General features: G+C 67.9%; 15 protein-coding genes. 13 read left to right on the top strand and 2 right to left on the bottom strand.

Annotated elements, in window-relative coordinates; genetic code table 11:
• Nucleotides 1-69: 69 nt before the first annotated feature.
• From cysC to OV208_RS39830, 4 genes are all read left to right on the top strand, one after another.
• Entirely contained in the window at nt 70-855 is a 786-nt protein-coding gene (gene cysC, locus OV208_RS39845) for an adenylyl-sulfate kinase (protein ID WP_267579207.1), read from the top strand.
• 91 nt (nt 856-946) lie between these two features.
• Complete coding sequence (gene larE, locus OV208_RS39840; RefSeq protein WP_267579206.1) at nt 947-1846, top strand: ATP-dependent sacrificial sulfur transferase LarE; 900 nt, start codon at nt 947-949, stop codon at nt 1844-1846.
• Complete coding sequence (locus OV208_RS39835; RefSeq protein ID WP_267579205.1) at nt 1843-2400, top strand: hypothetical protein; 558 nt, start codon at nt 1843-1845, stop codon at nt 2398-2400. The genes larE and OV208_RS39835 overlap by 4 nt, the downstream gene beginning before the upstream one ends.
• 61 nt (nt 2401-2461) lie before the next feature.
• Nucleotides 2462-2626, top strand: coding sequence for a ribbon-helix-helix domain-containing protein (locus OV208_RS39830; RefSeq protein WP_120533031.1), 165 nt, complete (start codon nt 2462-2464; stop codon nt 2624-2626).
• 30 nt (nt 2627-2656) lie between these two features.
• Here OV208_RS39830 and OV208_RS39825 read toward each other — a convergent pair whose 3' ends face one another.
• Complete coding sequence (locus OV208_RS39825) at nt 2657-3349, bottom strand: tRNA pseudouridine(38-40) synthase TruA (protein ID WP_420715100.1); 693 nt, start codon at nt 3347-3349, stop codon at nt 2657-2659.
• Between the two features lie 196 nt (nt 3350-3545).
• Here OV208_RS39825 and OV208_RS39820 point away from each other — a divergent pair, with 196 nt between their 5' ends.
• The 3 genes from OV208_RS39820 (at nt 3546) to clpX (ending at nt 6647) form a co-directional block, all read left to right on the top strand.
• A complete protein-coding gene (locus tag OV208_RS39820; RefSeq protein WP_267579203.1) occupies nt 3546-4460 on the top strand; it encodes an AgmX/PglI C-terminal domain-containing protein in 915 nt (304 codons plus the stop codon).
• A gap of 45 nt (nt 4461-4505) precedes the next feature.
• Entirely contained in the window at nt 4506-5144 is a 639-nt protein-coding gene (locus tag OV208_RS39815) for a hypothetical protein (RefSeq protein WP_267579202.1), read from the top strand.
• Between the two features lie 225 nt (nt 5145-5369).
• Nucleotides 5370-6647, top strand: coding sequence for an ATP-dependent Clp protease ATP-binding subunit ClpX (gene clpX / locus OV208_RS39810; protein ID WP_267579201.1), 1278 nt, complete (start codon nt 5370-5372; stop codon nt 6645-6647).
• Between the two features lie 111 nt (nt 6648-6758).
• Here clpX and OV208_RS39805 read toward each other — a convergent pair whose 3' ends face one another.
• Nucleotides 6759-8279: an Hsp70 family protein gene (locus OV208_RS39805; protein WP_267579200.1), complete on the bottom strand. Its 1521-nt coding sequence runs from the start codon at nt 8277-8279 to the stop codon at nt 6759-6761.
• Nucleotides 8280-8602: 323 nt separating this feature from the next.
• Here OV208_RS39805 and OV208_RS39800 point away from each other — a divergent pair, with 323 nt between their 5' ends.
• The 6 genes from OV208_RS39800 (at nt 8603) to OV208_RS39775 (ending at nt 17123) form a co-directional block, all read left to right on the top strand.
• Nucleotides 8603-10852 (top strand): PrkA family serine protein kinase, encoded by a 2250-nt coding sequence (locus OV208_RS39800; RefSeq protein WP_267579199.1) that lies wholly within the window; start codon nt 8603-8605, stop codon nt 10850-10852.
• A 151-nt stretch (nt 10853-11003) separates the two neighbouring features.
• The gene (locus tag OV208_RS39795; protein WP_267579198.1) at nt 11004-11894 is read left to right on the top strand and encodes a S1 family peptidase; all 891 of its coding nucleotides are present in this window, start codon (nt 11004-11006) and stop codon (nt 11892-11894) included.
• A gap of 92 nt (nt 11895-11986) precedes the next feature.
• The gene (locus tag OV208_RS39790; protein ID WP_267579197.1) at nt 11987-12439 is read left to right on the top strand and encodes a deoxycytidylate deaminase; all 453 of its coding nucleotides are present in this window, start codon (nt 11987-11989) and stop codon (nt 12437-12439) included.
• A gap of 255 nt (nt 12440-12694) precedes the next feature.
• Nucleotides 12695-13357, top strand: a complete 663-nt coding sequence (locus tag OV208_RS39785) for a histidine kinase dimerization/phospho-acceptor domain-containing protein (protein WP_120545728.1) — start codon at nt 12695-12697, stop codon at nt 13355-13357.
• A gap of 68 nt (nt 13358-13425) precedes the next feature.
• Nucleotides 13426-14865 carry an enhancer binding protein Nla6 gene (nla6, locus tag OV208_RS39780; protein WP_267579196.1) on the top strand — a complete coding sequence of 480 codons (1440 nt, stop codon included), beginning with the start codon at nt 13426-13428 and terminating at the stop codon, nt 14863-14865.
• A gap of 287 nt (nt 14866-15152) precedes the next feature.
• Nucleotides 15153-17123, top strand: coding sequence for an ArsA family ATPase (locus OV208_RS39775; protein ID WP_267579195.1), 1971 nt, complete (start codon nt 15153-15155; stop codon nt 17121-17123).
• Nucleotides 17124-17134 lie beyond the last annotated feature (11 nt).

The following is a 17134-nucleotide window of genomic DNA, read 5'->3' as shown; positions in this document are numbered from 1 at the left end:
GTCTAGTGGATCTGCCGCGTCCCATGCCGCGTGCAAAAAGCGCTCCGGACGCAGGGAGTTTGAACCCTTATGGCCCCCAACACTGGCTTTACCCTCTGGCTGACCGGCATGTCCGGGACCGGAAAGAGCACCACGGCTGCCTACATCGCGGCCCGCCTCCGGCAGGTCGGGCGCAACGTGGAGATCCTCGACGAAGGCGATCTCCAGAACGACCTGTGGGCGGGCATCGGCGACTCCAAGGATGAGCGCAACACGGTGGTCCGCCGTCTGGGCTTCGTGGCCAACCTGCTGAGCCGCAATGGCGTGGCGGCGCTCGTTCCCTGCGTGAGCCCCTACAAGTCGAGCCGCGAGGAGGTGCGTCGCGCGGTGGGCAAGTACGTGGAGGTCTACGTCGACTGCCCCACGGAGAAGCTCATCGAGCGCGACACCACCGGTCGCTACAAGAAGGCGCTCAACGGCGAGATCCCGAACTTCATCGGCATCACGGAGCCGTACGAGCCGCCCAACTCGCCCGAAGTCACCATCTACTCCGACACGGAGTCCGTGGAGGACGGCGCGGCGAAGATCTTCCAGGCGCTCCTGGACCTCGGCCTGATGTCCACGGACGAGCTGAAGACGATCACCGGCAAGAAGATGAAGGCCAACCCGCTGCCCAAGAAGGCCCGCCGCGACGAGGACGAAGAGGATCCTCCGGTTCGCATGGTGGGTGCCAAGGGCGCCAAGACGGCGAAGGTGGCGGCCCCCAAGGCGGACAAGGGTTCCAAGGGTGCCAAGGCGCGTCCTGCCACCCGCGCCGCCCGGGTGGGCAAGCCGGCCCCGGCCGCGAAGAAGGCCGCTAAGCGCAAGGCCAAGTAGTCGTCGAATCCGTCTTTCTTTCGCGAAGGGCTCCTGGTTGCGTGCGCGATGCGCGTGCAATCCGGGGCCCTTCCGTTTTAGGAGTTCCCCCATGCTGAGCCCCGAGCAGATCCAGGCCCTGTGTGACGCGTCCCGCCCCAAGCTGGAGGCGATGCGTGAATCCCTGCGCGCGCATGGCAGCGCCCTGGTGGCGTTCTCCGGCGGCGTGGACTCCACCTTCGTCCTCAAGGTCGCGGTGGAGGTGCTGGGTGAGCGCGCCCTGGCCCTCACCGCGCTGTCCGCCTCCGTCGCCCCGGAAGAGGAGCAGGAGGCGCGCGAGCTGGCCGGACGTCTGGGCGCCCGTCACGTCGTCGTCTCCAGCAACGAGCTGGCGAACCCCAACTACGCCGCCAATCCCACCAACCGCTGCTACTTCTGCAAGACGGAGCTGTACGACCTCTGCGAGGCGAAGCGCGCGGAGCTGGGCTTGTCGGTGGTGCTGGACGGCTTCAACGCGGACGACTTCAAGGATCACCGCCCCGGCCACAAGGCCGCCAAGGAGCACAAGGTGGAATCGCCCCTGGCTCGGGCCGGGCTCACGAAGGATGAGATCCGCGCGTGGAGCCGCGCGCTGGGGCTGCCCACCTGGGACAAGCCGCAGATGGCGTGCCTGGCGTCGCGCATCCCCTACGGCACGTCGGTGACGCGCGACCGGCTCCTGCAGATCGCCGCCGCGGAGTCGGAGCTGCGCACCCTGGGCTTCCGGCAGTTCCGCGTGCGCTACCACCAGGACGTGGCGCGCATCGAACTGGACAGCGTGGAGTACCCGCGCTTCTTCGAGGCCGCCGTGCGCGAGCGGATCAACGGCGCCTTCAAGTCGCTGGGCTTCAAGTTCGTGGCGCTGGACCTGGAGCCCTTCCGCTCCGGGCGGCTCAACGAGGCCGCCGGCATCACCCCCCAGTCGGCAGGGCAGGGTAGGGCCGAGGGCTTCCCGCTCCCGGTGGTGGGGTGAAGGCCTTCCGCCTTCCGTCCTTCCTGATCCGCGTCCCCAGCCTCTTGCTGATCCTGGGGGCCGCGCCCGCCGTCGCCGCCGAATACGTGGACGACGGCCCGTACATGCACCGCCGCTCGCTGATCCTCTTCGCGGGGCCCGGCGCCACGTACACGGAGCGGATCAGCGGCAGCGCCACCGCGTCCGGCCTCGCCGCGCAGCTGGATCTGGGCGTGGGGCTCACCGTCGGCTACGACCAGGACGAGGTGTTCCTCCTCGTGCGGGGCAGCACCGGTGGGGGGCCGGGCGAGGAACTGGCGTTGATCGGCGGCTACCGCAGCGTCTTCGGATCCGAGTCCTGGCAGACCTTTTTTGATCTCGGTGTTTCCGTGCGTCCGATTTCTGGGCCGTGGCTGGGGCCTCGCATAGGGTTCGGCGCCAGACACACCCTCTCGGATCATTTCGCGCTGTACGGCGGGCTCGGATTCACCTTCGGGTTCGGCTCCGGACTGCGCGCGGACACCGAGGTCTTCACCGGGCTTCAGTGGATCATCCCGGTAGGCTCGGCATCGTGAGAAATTCTTGCGGATGTCCGACTCTGTGAGAAGGTGTGCGCATCTGTAGGAGGTCGCGCACTTGGACATGAATCCCCGCCTCACCTCGGTCGTGTTTCGTCTCAACCGCGAGAAGCTCGATGCCCTGAAGGAGCTGTCGCGCGCCACGCGCATCCGTCAGAGCGAGTACCTGCGGGAGGCCATTTCGGACCTGCTGGCGAAGTACGAAGCGCGCTTCGTGGACTGAAAAAGCGCCGCGCTTCATCCCGGCGCCCCTTCACGTGAAGGGGGGCGAGTCGGGCAGACCGGGCGGATGGAGGCGCTCGCCGGGCCCGAAAGGGTCCACCGCGGAAGGATAGCGGACCTCCCACAGCACCAGCCCATGCGCCGGGGCCTTGAAGCCGGCCAGGGACGTGCCCGCATCCAACGCCGCGTGCCATTGCTCCTCGGACAGGAGCCCCGCGGCCACCTTCAGCGCGCTGCCCACCAGGTACCGAACCTGGTAGCGCGCGAAGCCATCTCCCTCCAGGCATGCTTCGTACAGCCCACCGCCCCGCTCGCGCAGGGTGGCGGAGGCCAACGTGCGCGCCTTCTGGGGACTCGAGCGCTCGTGGAACGCGGTGAAGTCCCGCGTGCCCACGGCGCGGGCGAGCAAGGCCTCCAGCCGCTCCGGCGTCACCGCGCGCTCGCCCTGGAGTGTCGCGTCCTCCGCCACGTCCAGCGCATACGGCCGCCACGCCTCCGACGGTGGCGCGCCCAGCGTCAGCCGGTACCGGTACTCCTTCCCGCTCGCGCTCCACTGCGCATGGAAGGACCCCGGCGGCCGCTTCGCGACGCACAGGCCCACGTCCGGGGAGAGGAAGGGCGACAGCCGCTGGGGCAGTTCGGCCGGAGCCACGTCCTCATTCAGGCGCAGGCTGATGACCTGCATCCGGGCGTGGACCCCCCGGTCCGTGCGGCCCGACGGCATCACCGTCGCGGGCGATCCAGCCTGGGCAAGGGCGTCCTCCAGGGCATCCTGGACGGTCGGACCCTCTACCTGGCGCTGGAAGCCGCGGAAGTTTCCACCGCGGTACCAAGTCCACAGTACGGCGGGAATTCGTCGGGAAGGAGTCTTTGCCACGGCGTTGCGATGGCGCGGGGAGACACACGATACTCCCGCGCGAATGCTGGCCGGACAACAAGAACTCGCGGTGGACAGTGATGCGCAGTGGCTTTTCCGCCAGGGCGACCTGGTGCTGGGGCCCATCACCGGGTCCCAGGTGGTCGAAAAGCTCTACACGGGGGAGCTGACCCCGGACAGCCCGGTGGCGCCCGCGGGTGAGCGGGACTTCCGCACGCTGCGGGACACCGCCGCCTTCCAGGTGCACATCGCGCGCTATGAGGCCCAGGGCCGCGTCGCCGCGACGATGCTCGTGGAGCAGGCGAAGAACCAACGCCGCGTGAAGGTGCTGGGCGGGGTCGCCGCCGGCGTGGCGCTGCTGCTGGGCGTCGCGGGCTGGTACATCGCGCGCAACGCGGCCGTGTACGGCTGGTTCGGCCAGAGCGAGGAGGGCGACGGCATCACCATGGACCCGCCCACCATCCGGCTGGCCCAGTCGCGCGCCGGGGACGAGGACCTGTTCGCCTATCCCTCCAACGACCCGCGCCGTCCGGACCGCGCTCCTGGTACGGGCACCGGCACCGGGACGACGGCGAAGCCCGCGGGCACCGCCGTGGCCAGCGCCACCAGCCGTCCGCCCCGGACGGGCAGTGTCTCCACGGATCCCGACGGCCTGGAGATGGCCCAGCAGTTCGACCAGGGCGCCATCAACCGCGTCGTGTCCGGCAGCCGGAACACGCTCTTCCGCTGCTTCAAGGAAGAGGCCGAGCGCACGCCGGGCCTGGCCGCGAAGATTCCGATGGAGTTCGTCATCGGCAACGACGGCCGCGTGGCGAAGCTGTGGGTGGACAACCCCCAGTTCAAGCAGGGCCCGCTCTACGACTGCCTCTTCGCGGAGCTGAAGAAGTGGCCCTTCAAGTCCTACGACGGGGAGCGCGCCACCGTGGGTCTTTCGTTCAATATCGGCAAGCGCGGGTAGGGTGACTTTCTTGCCCACCCCCCGGACGTGCCCGATAGAAAGGGCATGTCCGCCGCATCCGTCGCCGAAGTCGAGATCTCGAAGAAGGCCCTGAGCGTCCCCCCGGGAACGTTCCGCCACACCGTCCTCGTGGCCGCCAAGAAGTTCAAGTCCACCTGGGCGGAACTGGGCAAGCTGCTCGTCCAGGTCCGGGACGAGGCCAAATACGAGGAGTGGGGCCACGCCACCTTCGAGGCCTATTGCCTCAAGGAACTGCACATCAAGAAGCAGACGGCGCTGAAGCTCACGCGCTCGTTCAGCTTCCTGGCCAAGCACGAGGCCCCCGAAGAGCTCCAGCAGCAGGAATTCCCCGAGAAGGCGCCTGCCTTCGAAGTGGTGGAAGTCCTGGCCGACGCCGAGGAGCGGGGGCAGTTGTCACCCACCGAGTACAAGTCGCTGCGCGACAGCATCTGGAGCCCGGAGAAGTCGCCCACGGAACTCAAGAAGGAGTTCACCGAGCGCTTCCCCCGTCCGCCGCCCGAGCCGCCCCCGGAGAGCCTCCAGGTGCGGAAACTGGCGCAGCTGGCGCGAAAGCTCGCCTCCGAGCTGGCCGGAAGCCGTCGGGTGCCGAACGCTGTCGCCGAGCGGGCGGCCACCCTGGCGGATGATGTCGAAGAACTCGCGTCGAGCGTGACGGACGCCTGAGTCGCTGTTATCCAACACCGACCTGACCGGGGCTGAACGCTCCGTGAAGGGGCCACCCCCACCGGGCTTCCTGCCTGGGGAGGAGGGCCCTATAGTGGGTCAAGGGCCTGTAGCAGGTGGGCCTGGAGCCGTCTGAGACGTGGGCGGTTTCGAGGGTGTTGGAGTGCGGTGGTCGGCGGAGAAGGCCTCGGGCGCACCGGGGCCTGGCGAACTTCGGAGGCGGCAGTGAAGAAGGAGCACCACGTCAACCTGTCCTGCTCGTTCTGCGGCAAGTCGCAGCGTGAGGTCCGGAAGCTCATCGCCGGACCCACGGTCTACATCTGCGACGAGTGCATCAAGCTGTGTAACGACATCATCGCGGACGAGAACGAACGCGAGGAGGGCAAGCCCCAGGTCAGCCTGCCCACGCCTTTGGAGATCAAGGCGTTCCTCGACGACTACGTCATCGGTCAGGACCAGGCGAAGAAGGTCCTCTCGGTCGCGGTCTACAACCACTACAAGCGTATCTACCAGAAGAAGCCCGCCGCCCGGCCACGCCCTGGCGTGAAGAGCCCCACCGGCGAGGACGTGGAGCTGCAGAAGAGCAACATCCTGCTCATCGGCCCCACGGGTTCCGGCAAGACGCTGCTCGCCCAGTCCCTGGCGCGCTTCCTCAACGTCCCGTTCACCATCGCGGATGCCACCAGCCTCACCGAGGCCGGCTACGTGGGCGAGGACGTGGAGAACATCATCCAGAACCTGCTCCACAACGCCGACTACGACGTGGAGAAGGCGGCGCGCGGCATCGTCTACATCGACGAGATCGACAAGATCGCGCGCAAGGGTGACATGCCCAGCGCCACCCGCGACGTGGGCGGCGAGGGCGTGCAGCAGGCGCTCCTGAAGATCATCGAAGGCACCCGCGCCAACGTCACCCCGCGGGGCGGCAAGAAGTACAACCAGCAGGAGTATGTCCAGGTCGACACGACCAACATCCTCTTCATCTGCGGCGGTGCCTTCCACGGCATCGACGGCGTGATCAAACGCCGCGTGGGTGAGAAGGGCCTGGGCTTCGGCGCGAAGATCACCCACAAGGAAGATCGCAGCGTGGGTGAGCTGCTGGCGATGACGGAGCCGGAAGACCTGATGAAGTTCGGGATGATCCCGGAGTTCATCGGCCGTCTGCCGATGATCGCGACGCTCAACGACCTGAAGGAGGATGACCTCGTCACCATCCTCACGATCCCGAAGAACGCCCTGGTGAAGCAGTACCAGAAGATGTTCGAGATCGAGAAGGTGAAGCTCTCCTTCACCAAGGAAGCGCTGCGCGCCATCGCCCGCGAGGCGATGCGCCGTCACTCCGGAGCGCGCGGCCTGCGCGCCATCATGGAGGACTCCATGCTGGAGATCATGTACGACGTGCCGTTCCGCGAGGGCGTCAAGGAGTGCAAGATCACCGAACAGGTGATCACCAAGCACGAGCCTCCGCAGATCGTCATGGAGAAGGAAAAGAAGACCGCCTGAGGTTTCCCCCAAGCGGTCGGTGTTCCCACCCGGCGCCCCTCGCCTTCACTGGCAGGGGCGCCGTGGTGTTTCTGGTGCCCGGGCAGCGCCCCGGGCACGGGCCCTTCCGTGTCAGCTCTGGGTGACGCGCACGGTGGTCTTCATCTCGCGGCCGGAGACGGGGTCCTTCGCCTTCATGGTGAGGATGCCCTCCACGTTCACGTCGAAGATGATCTCCACGTTCACCGTGCCGGCCTTGGACGGCGGGATGCCGGAGAAGGTGAACTCGCCCAGCATGTCGTTGCGGGCCACCACGTCGTGGTCGCCCTGGTAGATGCGCATGGCGAGCTCCGTCTGGTTGTCCACGCTGGTGGTGGCCAGGAGCTGCTTGGCGTTGGGGATGGACGCGTTGCGCGGGAACACGACGTGGAAGCCGCCGTCACCGCGCTCCAGGCCAATGGCCATGGGAATCACGTCCAACAACTGGATGCGCAGGTTGGTGTCGTCCTGGAGCGAGTGCGCGTAGAGCGCGGCGCCAATGGCGACGGCCTCGTCCGGGTGGACGCCCTTGCTGGGCGGCTTGCCGAAGAACTTGGTGAGCCGGTCCTGCACGACGGGCATGCGCGTCTGGCCGCCCACGAGCATCACCTCGTCGATGTCCTTCGTGGACAGGCCGGAGTCCACCAGCACGCGCGCGACCATCTGGAGGCTGCGGTCCACGAGCTGGTTGGTCAGCTGCTCCAGCATCTTGCGCGTGAACTTCATCTCGATGTTCAGGGGCTGGCCCTGCGCCGTCATCGTGATGAAGGGGATGTTGAAGGGCACTTCCTCGCGCGCGGACAGGTCGATCTTGGTGCGCTCGGCCAGGTCCTTGATGCGCTGCATGGCCACCGGATCCGTGGCCAGGTCGATGCCCGTCTTGGCCGCGAAGTCCTTGAGGACGTGGTGGATGATGGCGTTGTCGAAGTCGATGCCGCCCAGGAACACGTCGCCGCCGGTGGACTTCACCTCGAAGACGCGGTCGCGGATTTCAATGATGGAGACGTCGAAGGTGCCGCCGCCCAGGTCGTAGATGACGACCTTCTCCGCCAGCCCCTTGCCCACGCCGTAGGCGAGCGCCGCCGCGGTGGGCTCGTTGATGATGCGCACCACCTCCAGGTCAATGAGCTTGCCCGCGTCCTTCACCGACTGGCGCTGCCGGTCGTTGAAGTAGGCGGGCACCGTCACCACCGCCCGCTTGATCGGCATCTTCAGGTAGTTGGAGGCAACCTCGCGGATCTTCCCCAGAATCTTGGCGCTGATCTCCTGGAGGGTGAACTCCCGCTTGCCCACGTCCAGGGTGACTTCGTTCTTCGCGCCGGGGCGCATGTTGTACGCCACGACCTTCTTCATCGTGTCGACGACATCACTGCCGTAGGCGCGGCCTACCAGGCGCTTGGCACCGTAGACGGTGTTGCGCGGGTTGAGCTGCCACTGGCGCTTCGCCTCGAAACCGATGAGCTCGTTGCCCTTGTCGTCGATGGCGAAGATGGACGGGATGGTGTACTCGCCGCCCTTGTAGGGGATGAGCTTGACGTTCCCGCTGTCCTCGACGATCGCCGCGCACGAGTTCGTCGTGCCGAGGTCGATGCCGATGATGGGCTCCTTGTGCATCGCGTGTGGGCTCCGGGTGGGGCTTTTCCGTGGTTCCGAGGAGAAGCACCCGGGACCGTATCTCACCCGTCCCGGGTGCGCGAATCGCTTACCATCCGCCGTTCGCCCGACGCCCGCCTCCCCGGGCTGCGCCCCCGACCTTCGGGCTTGAGGCACGGGCCTGGCCGGTCGCTCGCCCCCGAACACACCGGCCCTGGGGGGAGGGGGGCTCGCTTTACATCCCGGGGGACGGGAACGAAGGTCATCCCCCGGGGTTCACATGCGACGGCCCTGCGCCGTGGCTACATCCGAGGGATTCACCCACGCACCAGAGGGGAGCCGCCGTGGAAGCGAAGGGCTATCTGCAGGAGGTGGGCGCGCAGGTCAGCGCCGACTTCGTCAAGAACCGGTCCATCCTCTCGTTCGAGGAGTACCTGACGCTCTTCTTCGCGGACCCGCGAGGCCAGGCGCGCAACGCGGCGCAGTATCTGCGGGATGTGATGGACCACTACGGCACCGAACAGGTGCCGCACCCCACCGGGACCATCCGGCGCTTCAAGGTCTTCGACGCGCCCTCCACGGACCGGGACGGCCGCGTCGCCGGGCAGGAGGAGATCCAGAACGCGCTCTACCGCCTGCTGGGCAACTTCGTGCGCGCCGGCCGCATCAACAAGCTCATCATGCTGCACGGCCCCAACGGCAGCGCGAAGTCCAGCCTGGTCAACGCGCTGAAGCAGGGGATGGAGGACTATTCCCGCCAGCCCCAGGGGGCCATGTACCGCATCGCCTGGGTCTTCCCGTCGGAGAAGCTCATCAAGGGCTCCATCGGCTTCGGGGAGCGCCCGGGGACAGGCTCCGGCGACGGTGAGCTGACCACGTTCGCCCACCTGGATGCGGAGTCCCTGGACCTGCGGATGCCCTGTGAGCTGCGCGACCACCCGCTGTTCGCGGTGCCCCCGTCGGAGCGCAAGAGCCTGCTGGAGGGCGCGCTCAAGAAGAAGGGCCTGGGCGACGGGAAGACGGAGGACTTCATCCTCTCCGACTACCTGCGCGACGGCGAGCTGTGCGCCAAGTGCCGGCGCATCTACACCGCGCTGCTCAATTCCTATGGCGGGGACTACCTCAAGGTCCTGCGGCACGTGCAGGTGGAGCGCTTCTACGTGTCGCGCCGCTACCAGGTGGGCACGGTGACGGTGGAGCCGCAGATGAGCGTGGACGCCGCCGCGCAGCAGATCTCCGCGGACCGCACCCAGTTGAACCTCCCCGCCGCGCTGCACAGCACCGTGCTCTTCGAACCGCACGGCCCGCTGGTGCACGCCAACCGGGGCCTCATCGAATACGCGGACCTGCTCAAGCGCCCGCTGGAGGCGTTCAAGTACCTGCTGGGCTTCAGCGAGACGAGCGAGGTGCCCCTGGAGCCCTTCGTCCTCCAGCTGGACGAGGTGCTCATCGCCTCGTCCAACGAGAAGCACCTGTCCGCCTTCAAGGAGCTGCCGGACTTCGCGTCGTTCAAGGGCCGCATCGAGCTGGTGCGAGTGCCGTACCTGCGCCGCTACAAGGTCGAGCAGGAGATCTACGACGCGCAGATCACCGCCACCAGCGTGGGCAAGCACGTCGCCCCGCACGCGACGGAGGTGGCCGCGATGTGGGCGGTGCTCACGCGCCTGAAGAAGCCCATCCCGGACCGCTACCCGCCCAACGTGAAGCCCCTGGTGGATCAGGTGGCGCCGGCGGAGAAGCTGCACCTGTACGAGGAGGGTGGGGCGCCCGGGCGCTTGAGCTCGACGAACACCAAGGAGCTGCTCAAGCTGCGCGAGGAGATGTACGAGGAGTCGGAGTCGTATCCGAACTACGAGGGCCGCTCCGGCGCCAGCGCGCGTGAAATCAAGACCGCGCTCTTCAACGCCGCGCAGAACCCCGACTACAAGTGCCTGCACGCGCTGGCGGTGCTGGAGGAGTTGCAGGCGCTCTGCAAGGACAAGAGCGTCTACGAGTTCCTCCTCCAGGAGGTCATGGACGGCTACCACGACCACGAAACCTTCGTGCGAGTGGTGGAGACCGAGTACCTGGACCGGGTGGACTCGGAGGTGCGCGACTCCATGGGGCTTGTCTCGGAAGGCCAGTACCGGGAGCTGGTGGAGCGCTACATCCAGAGCGTCAGCCACTGGGTGCGCGGGGAGAAGATGCGCAACCGCGTGACGGGCGAGTCGGAGAAGCCGGACGAGGCGCGCATGGCGGAGGTGGAGGCCATCGTCATGCCGCAGGGTGAGGCGCCCGCGGACTTCCGCCGGGGGCTCATCGCCTCCATTGGCGCGCACCGGCTGGACAACCCGGAGGGCGTGATGGACTACCCGCGCATCTTCCCGGACATGTTCAAGCGCCTGCGCGACCACTACTTCGAGGAGCGCAAGCGGGTGCTGCGCAAGAACAAGGAGAACGTCCTCAAGTACCTCTCCGAGGACCGCAACCAGCTCTCCGCGCGCGAGCAGGCCCAGGTGCAGGGCACGCTCAAGACGATGGCGGAGCGCTACGGCTACTGCGAGTTCTGCGCGAAGGACGCCATCCTGTTCCTCATGCGCCAGCGCTACGCATGACGTGAGGACGGGCCAGGGCAGGCACCCGCAAGAAGAGGATGCCTGCCCGCCTGCTTTTCAATCCGGGCCCGGGCTCGGGATGATGGGGACCGCTGCCGACTCGCGCGTGTGTCGTCGTCTCCCGTCCCGCCTCTTCCTGCCTGGAGCGTTGATGAACCGGTTGCTGTTGGGCACCCCCGTCCTGTTGGCCCTCGTGTCGTGCGCCAGTGCTCCCTCCCCGGGCGCGGCTGAGCCCCCGATCGCGATGCACACGCAGGCCCCGCTCGTGGTGGAGCGCGTGCGTTCGATGCCCGCGCCCGTGGCCCAGCCGACGCGCAAGGCGATGGTGCGGCGCATCCTCCCGCTCAACGTGCGGCTGGTGACGACGGAGGACGGCAAGGTGCGCCGTTCGGCGTCGGGCGTCGTGATTGGCACGGAGACCGGTGACGCGGGGCCCGTCAGCTACGTGCTCACCAACGCGCACGCGGTGGAGCAGGGCGACCTGGTAGCCCCAGTGCTCAAGGTCGTGTTGGACCGGCGCGCGGAGTCGCACGAATACGCCGCGGAAGTGGTCGCCACGGGCCAGGTGCCGGACGTGGACCTGGCGCTCTTGCGCGTGACGGGCGTGACGTGGCCCGCGGCGGACCTGGCCGGCGACGACGAACTGGAGCCGGGCGAGGACGTGGTGGTGGCGGCGTCTCCGTACGGCCGCGCGCTGTCCATCTCCGGCGGCATGGTCTCCCAGGTGGAGTGGGACAAGGAGACGAAGCACCCGCGCATGCTGAAGACGGACGCACCCATCGGGTACGGGGCCTCCGGCGGCGGCATCTTCAGCCTGGAGACGGGCAAGCTGCTGGCCATCGTGGAGGGCTACCGCACCGCGAAGGTGGACTTCGAGGTGGCGGCCCAGAACTTCAGCTTCGATGTCCCCATGCCCGGTGAGACGTTCGCCGCGCCCAGCGCCAAGGTGCGCGGCTTCCTCCAGGCGAAGGGCTTCGGCCGCCTGCTGGAGCGCGGCACGGACGCGGACGGTGTGGGTTCGCAGAAGACCGCGAGTCGCTGATTGGACGTGGCAGGTTCCGTGCTGGATTCGCGAACTGGACAGGGCGTGCCCCGGCGGTAGAGCACGGGGGCACGTCATCCGGAGGTTCGCGCATGTCCGCTCGGGGCAATTGGGATCAGTACTTCATGGACATCGCCCTGCAGGTGGCCACGCGGGCCACCTGTGATCGCAAGCACGTGGGCGCGGTGCTGGTGCGCGACAAGACCATCCTGTCCACCGGCTACAACGGCGCCATCCGGGGCCTGCCCCACTGCGACGACGTGGGCCACATGATGGAGAACGGCCACTGCGTGGCCACCGTCCACGCGGAGGCCAACGCCATCATCCAGGCCGCCAAGAACGGCGTCTCCATCGACGGAGCGACCATCTACACGACCGCCAGCCCCTGCTGGCCGTGCTTCAAGCTGATCGCCAACAGCGGCTGCACGCGCATCGTCTTCGGCGAGTTCTACCGGGACCCGCGCATCTTCGAGTACGCCGCCCGCCTGGGCCTGCAGCTCATCGGCGTGGGTCCCGCCGCCCAGCCTCCCGCCCCCGGCACCTGAGGGCCCTCCCTTGTCCACGGGTGGACAGACCCTGGACACGCGGTGGGAGGGGGATGGGATCCCCGTTGGCTGAAAGACACTTGGGGGCATTCGTAAGTGTGCGTCTCCACACGGGAATTTCAGAACTCCGGCAAGAATTACCGACCCAGGGTTGCCAATCCCCAGGGTGCTCCCTAAATCCTGGCTCCGGTAGGGCGGCGGCGGGGGTGGGGCGGCGGAAATTCCGAGGAGTTCCAGGTGGTTAGCTCATCAGCGATGGCAAGCAGTGTGTCCTCTGTCCAGGAAGTGTCGGATCCCGTGGTGGGCGCTGCCCGCTACGACGCCGTGCCGGCGCTGATGGACAGCCTCCTGCACGACGTGCGCAATCCGCTGAACGCGCTGGCCATCCACCTGGAGGTCCTCTCCGAGAAGCTCAAGGGTGAGTCCGGCCAGGTGCCGGCCACGCAGGAGAAGAACCTCAAGGCCATGCGCGAGCAGATCCAGCGCGTGGACGGCCTGCTCAAGCTGTTCTCGGACTTCATCGTGTTCCGCGGCGCGGGCCCTTCCGGGGACGCGTCGCTGTCGGACGCCACTGGCAAGGCCCTGGACGTGCTGGGCCACGAGAGCCGCCGGCGCCGGGTGCAGGTGCAGCGCGCCATTGAACCGGACGTGCAGGCGCGGCTGGAGGACACCACCGAGCTGGGGTTCTTCCTGGTGCAGGTGCTGATGCGGGCCTTCAACCGCGCGGACTCCGGCAGCACCGTGGTGGTCTCCGTGCGCGCGGAGGATGCGTTCGCCGTGCTGGAGGTGGAGGACGGCTCCACGGGGCCCGAGCAGGCGTCCGACACCGTGGCGGCCCTGACGCTCCGTGCGGCCCAGCTGGGCATCGAATTCGGCATCCAGGCGGGCTCCTGCCGCCTCGTCTTCCCGCGCGCCTGATCGCCCCTTTCGGGCGCTGACGGGCTTCTTCGGTTTCATCACGCTTCATCGCAGTGGAGGTTTTCACCTTGGGCAGCGCACGAATCCTGGCCGTGGATGACGAACGTGAGACCTGCGAGGCCCTCGCGGAGATGCTGTCCGCGTGGGGTCACAAGGTCGAGACCGCGTTCGACGGGCATGACGCCCTCCGCAAGGCCGGTGAGTTCCGGCCTGATGTCGTCCTGTCGGACCTGGCCATGCCGGAGACGGACGGCCTGTGGCTCCTGCGAAACCTGCGCGAGGAGCTGCCCGACTGCCCGGTGGTGTTCCTCACCGGCCGCGGCACCATCGACACCGCGGTGGAGGCCATCCGCGAGGGCGCGTACGACTTCATCGTGAAGCCGCTGGACACCGCGCGGCTCAAGGTCTGCATCGACCGCGCGCTGGAGAAGAAGGAGACCATGCGCGAGGTGCAGACGCTGCGGCGTCGCCTCAAGCAGCTGGGCTCCACGGACCTCATCGCCAGCTCCACCGGCATGCGCAAGGTCATCGAGATGATGGAGAAGGTGGCCCCGTCCAAGGCCAGCGTCTCCATCAGCGGCGAGTCCGGCACCGGCAAGGAAGTCGTCGCCCGCACGGTCCACAACCTGTCCCTGCGCCGAGACAAGCCCTTCATCGCGATCAACTGCGCGTCCATCCCCGCGACCCTCATCGAGTCGGAGCTCTTCGGCCACGAGCGCGGCGCCTTCACCGGCGCGGATCAGCGCCGTCCGGGCGTCTTCGAGATGGCCCACGGCGGCACGCTCTTCCTGGACGAGTTGGGCGAAATCCCCATCGACCTGCAGGCGAAGCTGTTGCGCGTGTTGGAAGAGGGCCGCCTGCGCCGGCTGGGTGGCAAGGTGGAGATCGAAGTGGACGTGCGCGTGCTGTCCGCCACGAACCGCGACCTGAAGCAGGAGATCAAGAACCAGCGCTTCCGCGAGGATCTCTTCTTCCGCCTCAACGTGTTCCAACTGCACCTGCCGCCCCTGCGCGAGCGTCGGGAGGACGTGCCCATCCTGGTGCAGCACTTCGTGGACAAGTTCCGTGGGGACTCCGCGAAGCGAGTTTCCGGCGTGCACCCGGAGGCCATGGAGGTGCTCAAGAACTACGACTGGCCGGGCAACATCCGCGAGCTTCGCAATGCCGTAGAGCGCGCCGTCATCCTCTGCGACGGGGAGCTGATCACCCGCGAGCACCTGCCGCCCGACATGGCCGGCAAGGGCCCGGAGCGCCACACGTTCAAGCTGCCGTTCGGCCTGAGCCTGGACGCCGTGGAGCGCGAGTACATCCTGGGCAGCCTGCAGCGCAACGGGAACAACAAGGCGCGCACGGCGGAGGTGCTGGGGGTGAGCGAGAAGACGCTCTACAACAAGCTCAACCGCTACGCGGCGGAGAACCGGGCCCAGGGCTCGCCGGGCGGCGGAAGCCTGGGCGGCCAGGGCAACGACGGGCCCCTGGGCGCCAGCAGCAGCTATCTGAACCGCTGACCCCACGGGTAGGCGGATCTCCCGGGATTTCGAGCCCTTCAAACCGCTCCAGAAGTGGCGCGGGCAGGGCCTTCCCGGGCGGCCTGGAGGGCAGGGGGAGGTCTCGAAAACCCCCGTCAATTCTTGACTTTTCACCCCTGGACGGGGGATCCTCCGGGCCTCTCCCACCCGTTGGTGAGGGCCCGGCCGGGAAGGTTCATACCGGGCCACTTCCGCCCCCCTGGGCGCGGTCGTCCGACGTGAGTCATCTGGGGTGCCGCCGGGGGGGCACAGGAAGGCTACACGCAATGAGCGACGCGCGAGTTCTTCACTTCTTCGGCGGCAAGGGCGGGGTGGGCAAGACCACGCTCGCGGCAGCGTACGCGGTGAGGCTCTCCGAAGACGCTCCCAAGCACAAGGTGCTGGTGGTTTCGCTGGATCCGGTCCAATCGCTGTCGGATCTGCTGAAGAAGAAGCTGCCGACGAAGCCCACCAAGCTGCAGGCGGGCAAGGGCGAAGGCGGGCTGTGGGGCGTGGAGCTGAACCCCGCCGCGCTGCTCAAGCCGTTCCTGACGGAGTACCTCCCGGCGCTGGCGAAGGCGGCGGTGAAGGGCACGCACCTGTCGGACGAGGAGATGGGCAAGCTCTACCAGCAGGCGGTGCCGGGGCTGGAGGAACTGGTGGCCCTCTTCCACGTGGTGGATCTGCTGGACGCGGGCGAGTTCGACCGGATCATCGTCGACACGGCGCCCAGCAGCCACACGCTGCGCCTGTTCGATATGCCGACCCAGTTGCGCAAGTTCCTGGGCTTCGTGCGCGCAGGGCAGGACAAGGCGCCGGCCTCCGGTGGCAAGGGCAAGAAGGCGGAGGCCGCCGCGGCTTCGCCGGGCGGGTTCCTGGAGCAGGTGGGCCAGAAGGCGGAGAAGCTGCTCGCGCTGCTGAAGGATCCGGCGCGCACCGCGTTCCACCTCGTGACGCTGGCGGAGCCGGTGCCCGAGGCGCAGACGCGCTCGTACTTCACCCAGCTGCGTGAGCGCGGTCTGCCGGTGACGGAGGTCATCGTCAACCAGGTGGAGGACCACGAGGGCTGTTCGTCGTGTCAGGGCCGCCGCGGGCTGCAGGCGCCCCACGTGCGCAAGTACCAGGCGCTTGACAAGACCGTGCCGGTGAACCTGCTGGGCCGCCGTGAAGTGGCGCCCCGGGGACTGGATGGGCTGAAGGAGTTCGCGGAGGTCTGGGCGGCCGGCAAGGAGACCAAGGCGCTGGAGTTCAGCGCGGCGGAAGGTCCCCCGGCGCTGGTGCGCGCGCCCTCCATGCCGCCCATCGCGGCGCCCCCGCTGCCGCCCACGCGGCTCATCTTCTTCGTGGGGCAGGGCGGGGTGGGCAAGTCCTCCTGCGCCGCCGCCGCGGCGGTGACGCTGACGGAGAAGGAGGGGCCGGTGCTCCTCATCTCCACGGATCCGGCGCACTCGCTGTCGGACGTGCTGCAGAGCCGGCTGACCGACACCGAGACCCAGGTGAAGGGCACCAAGGGCCTGTACGCGCGCGAGCTGGACATGGCGGGCTGGTTCAATGCCCTGCGCAAGCGGCTGAAGGAGAAGGCGGAGAAGGCCTTCGAGGGCGCGCCCAAGGCGGGCAACGACGTGCCGGCGGATCTGCTCTACCTGCGCAACCTGCTGGAGTGCGCGCCCCCGGGCATCGACGAGCTGGCGGCCATGTCCGTCCTCACCGACGCGCTGGTGCAGGAGCGCTTCAAGCGCATCGTGGTGGATTCGTCGCCGGTGGTGATGTCCGTGCGCGTGGTGGAGCTGGCGGATACGGCGAAGACGTGGCTGGGCGCGCTGCACACGGTGCTCAACAAGCACCGCGCCAAGGGCCTGGCGGATCTCGCGGATGACATCGCGGGGATGATCAAGCACGTGAAGCGCTTCGAGGACGCGCTGGCGTCCCCCAGCGAGTCGCGCTTCGTGGTCGTCACGCGCGGCGAGGAGCTGGCGGCGTCCCGCACGGAGCGGCTGGTGGAGTACCTGAAGGAGCGCAAGCTCCAGGTGGAGCGGGTGCTCGTCAACCGCGTGGGCCCCAAGTCCACCTGCGAGAAGTGCGAGAACCGCCGCAAGCTGGAGCTCAACGCGGCGAAGGCCATCGAGAAGAAGATCGGCCTGCCGGTGACGATGGCGCCCGCGCTGGGCCGTCACCCCGCCGGACTGCGCGAGCTCAAGGCGTTCCGCACCGCGTGGTACGCGCTGTCCGCGCCGCCCGCGAAGATCAAGGCGGCCTGACGAGGGCGCCG

Origin of the sequence: Corallococcus sp. bb12-1, from assembly GCF_026626765.1 — a bacterium.
GTDB lineage: Bacteria > Myxococcota > Myxococcia > Myxococcales > Myxococcaceae > Corallococcus > Corallococcus terminator.
This window is presented reverse-complemented; position numbering and strand designations above follow the sequence as displayed.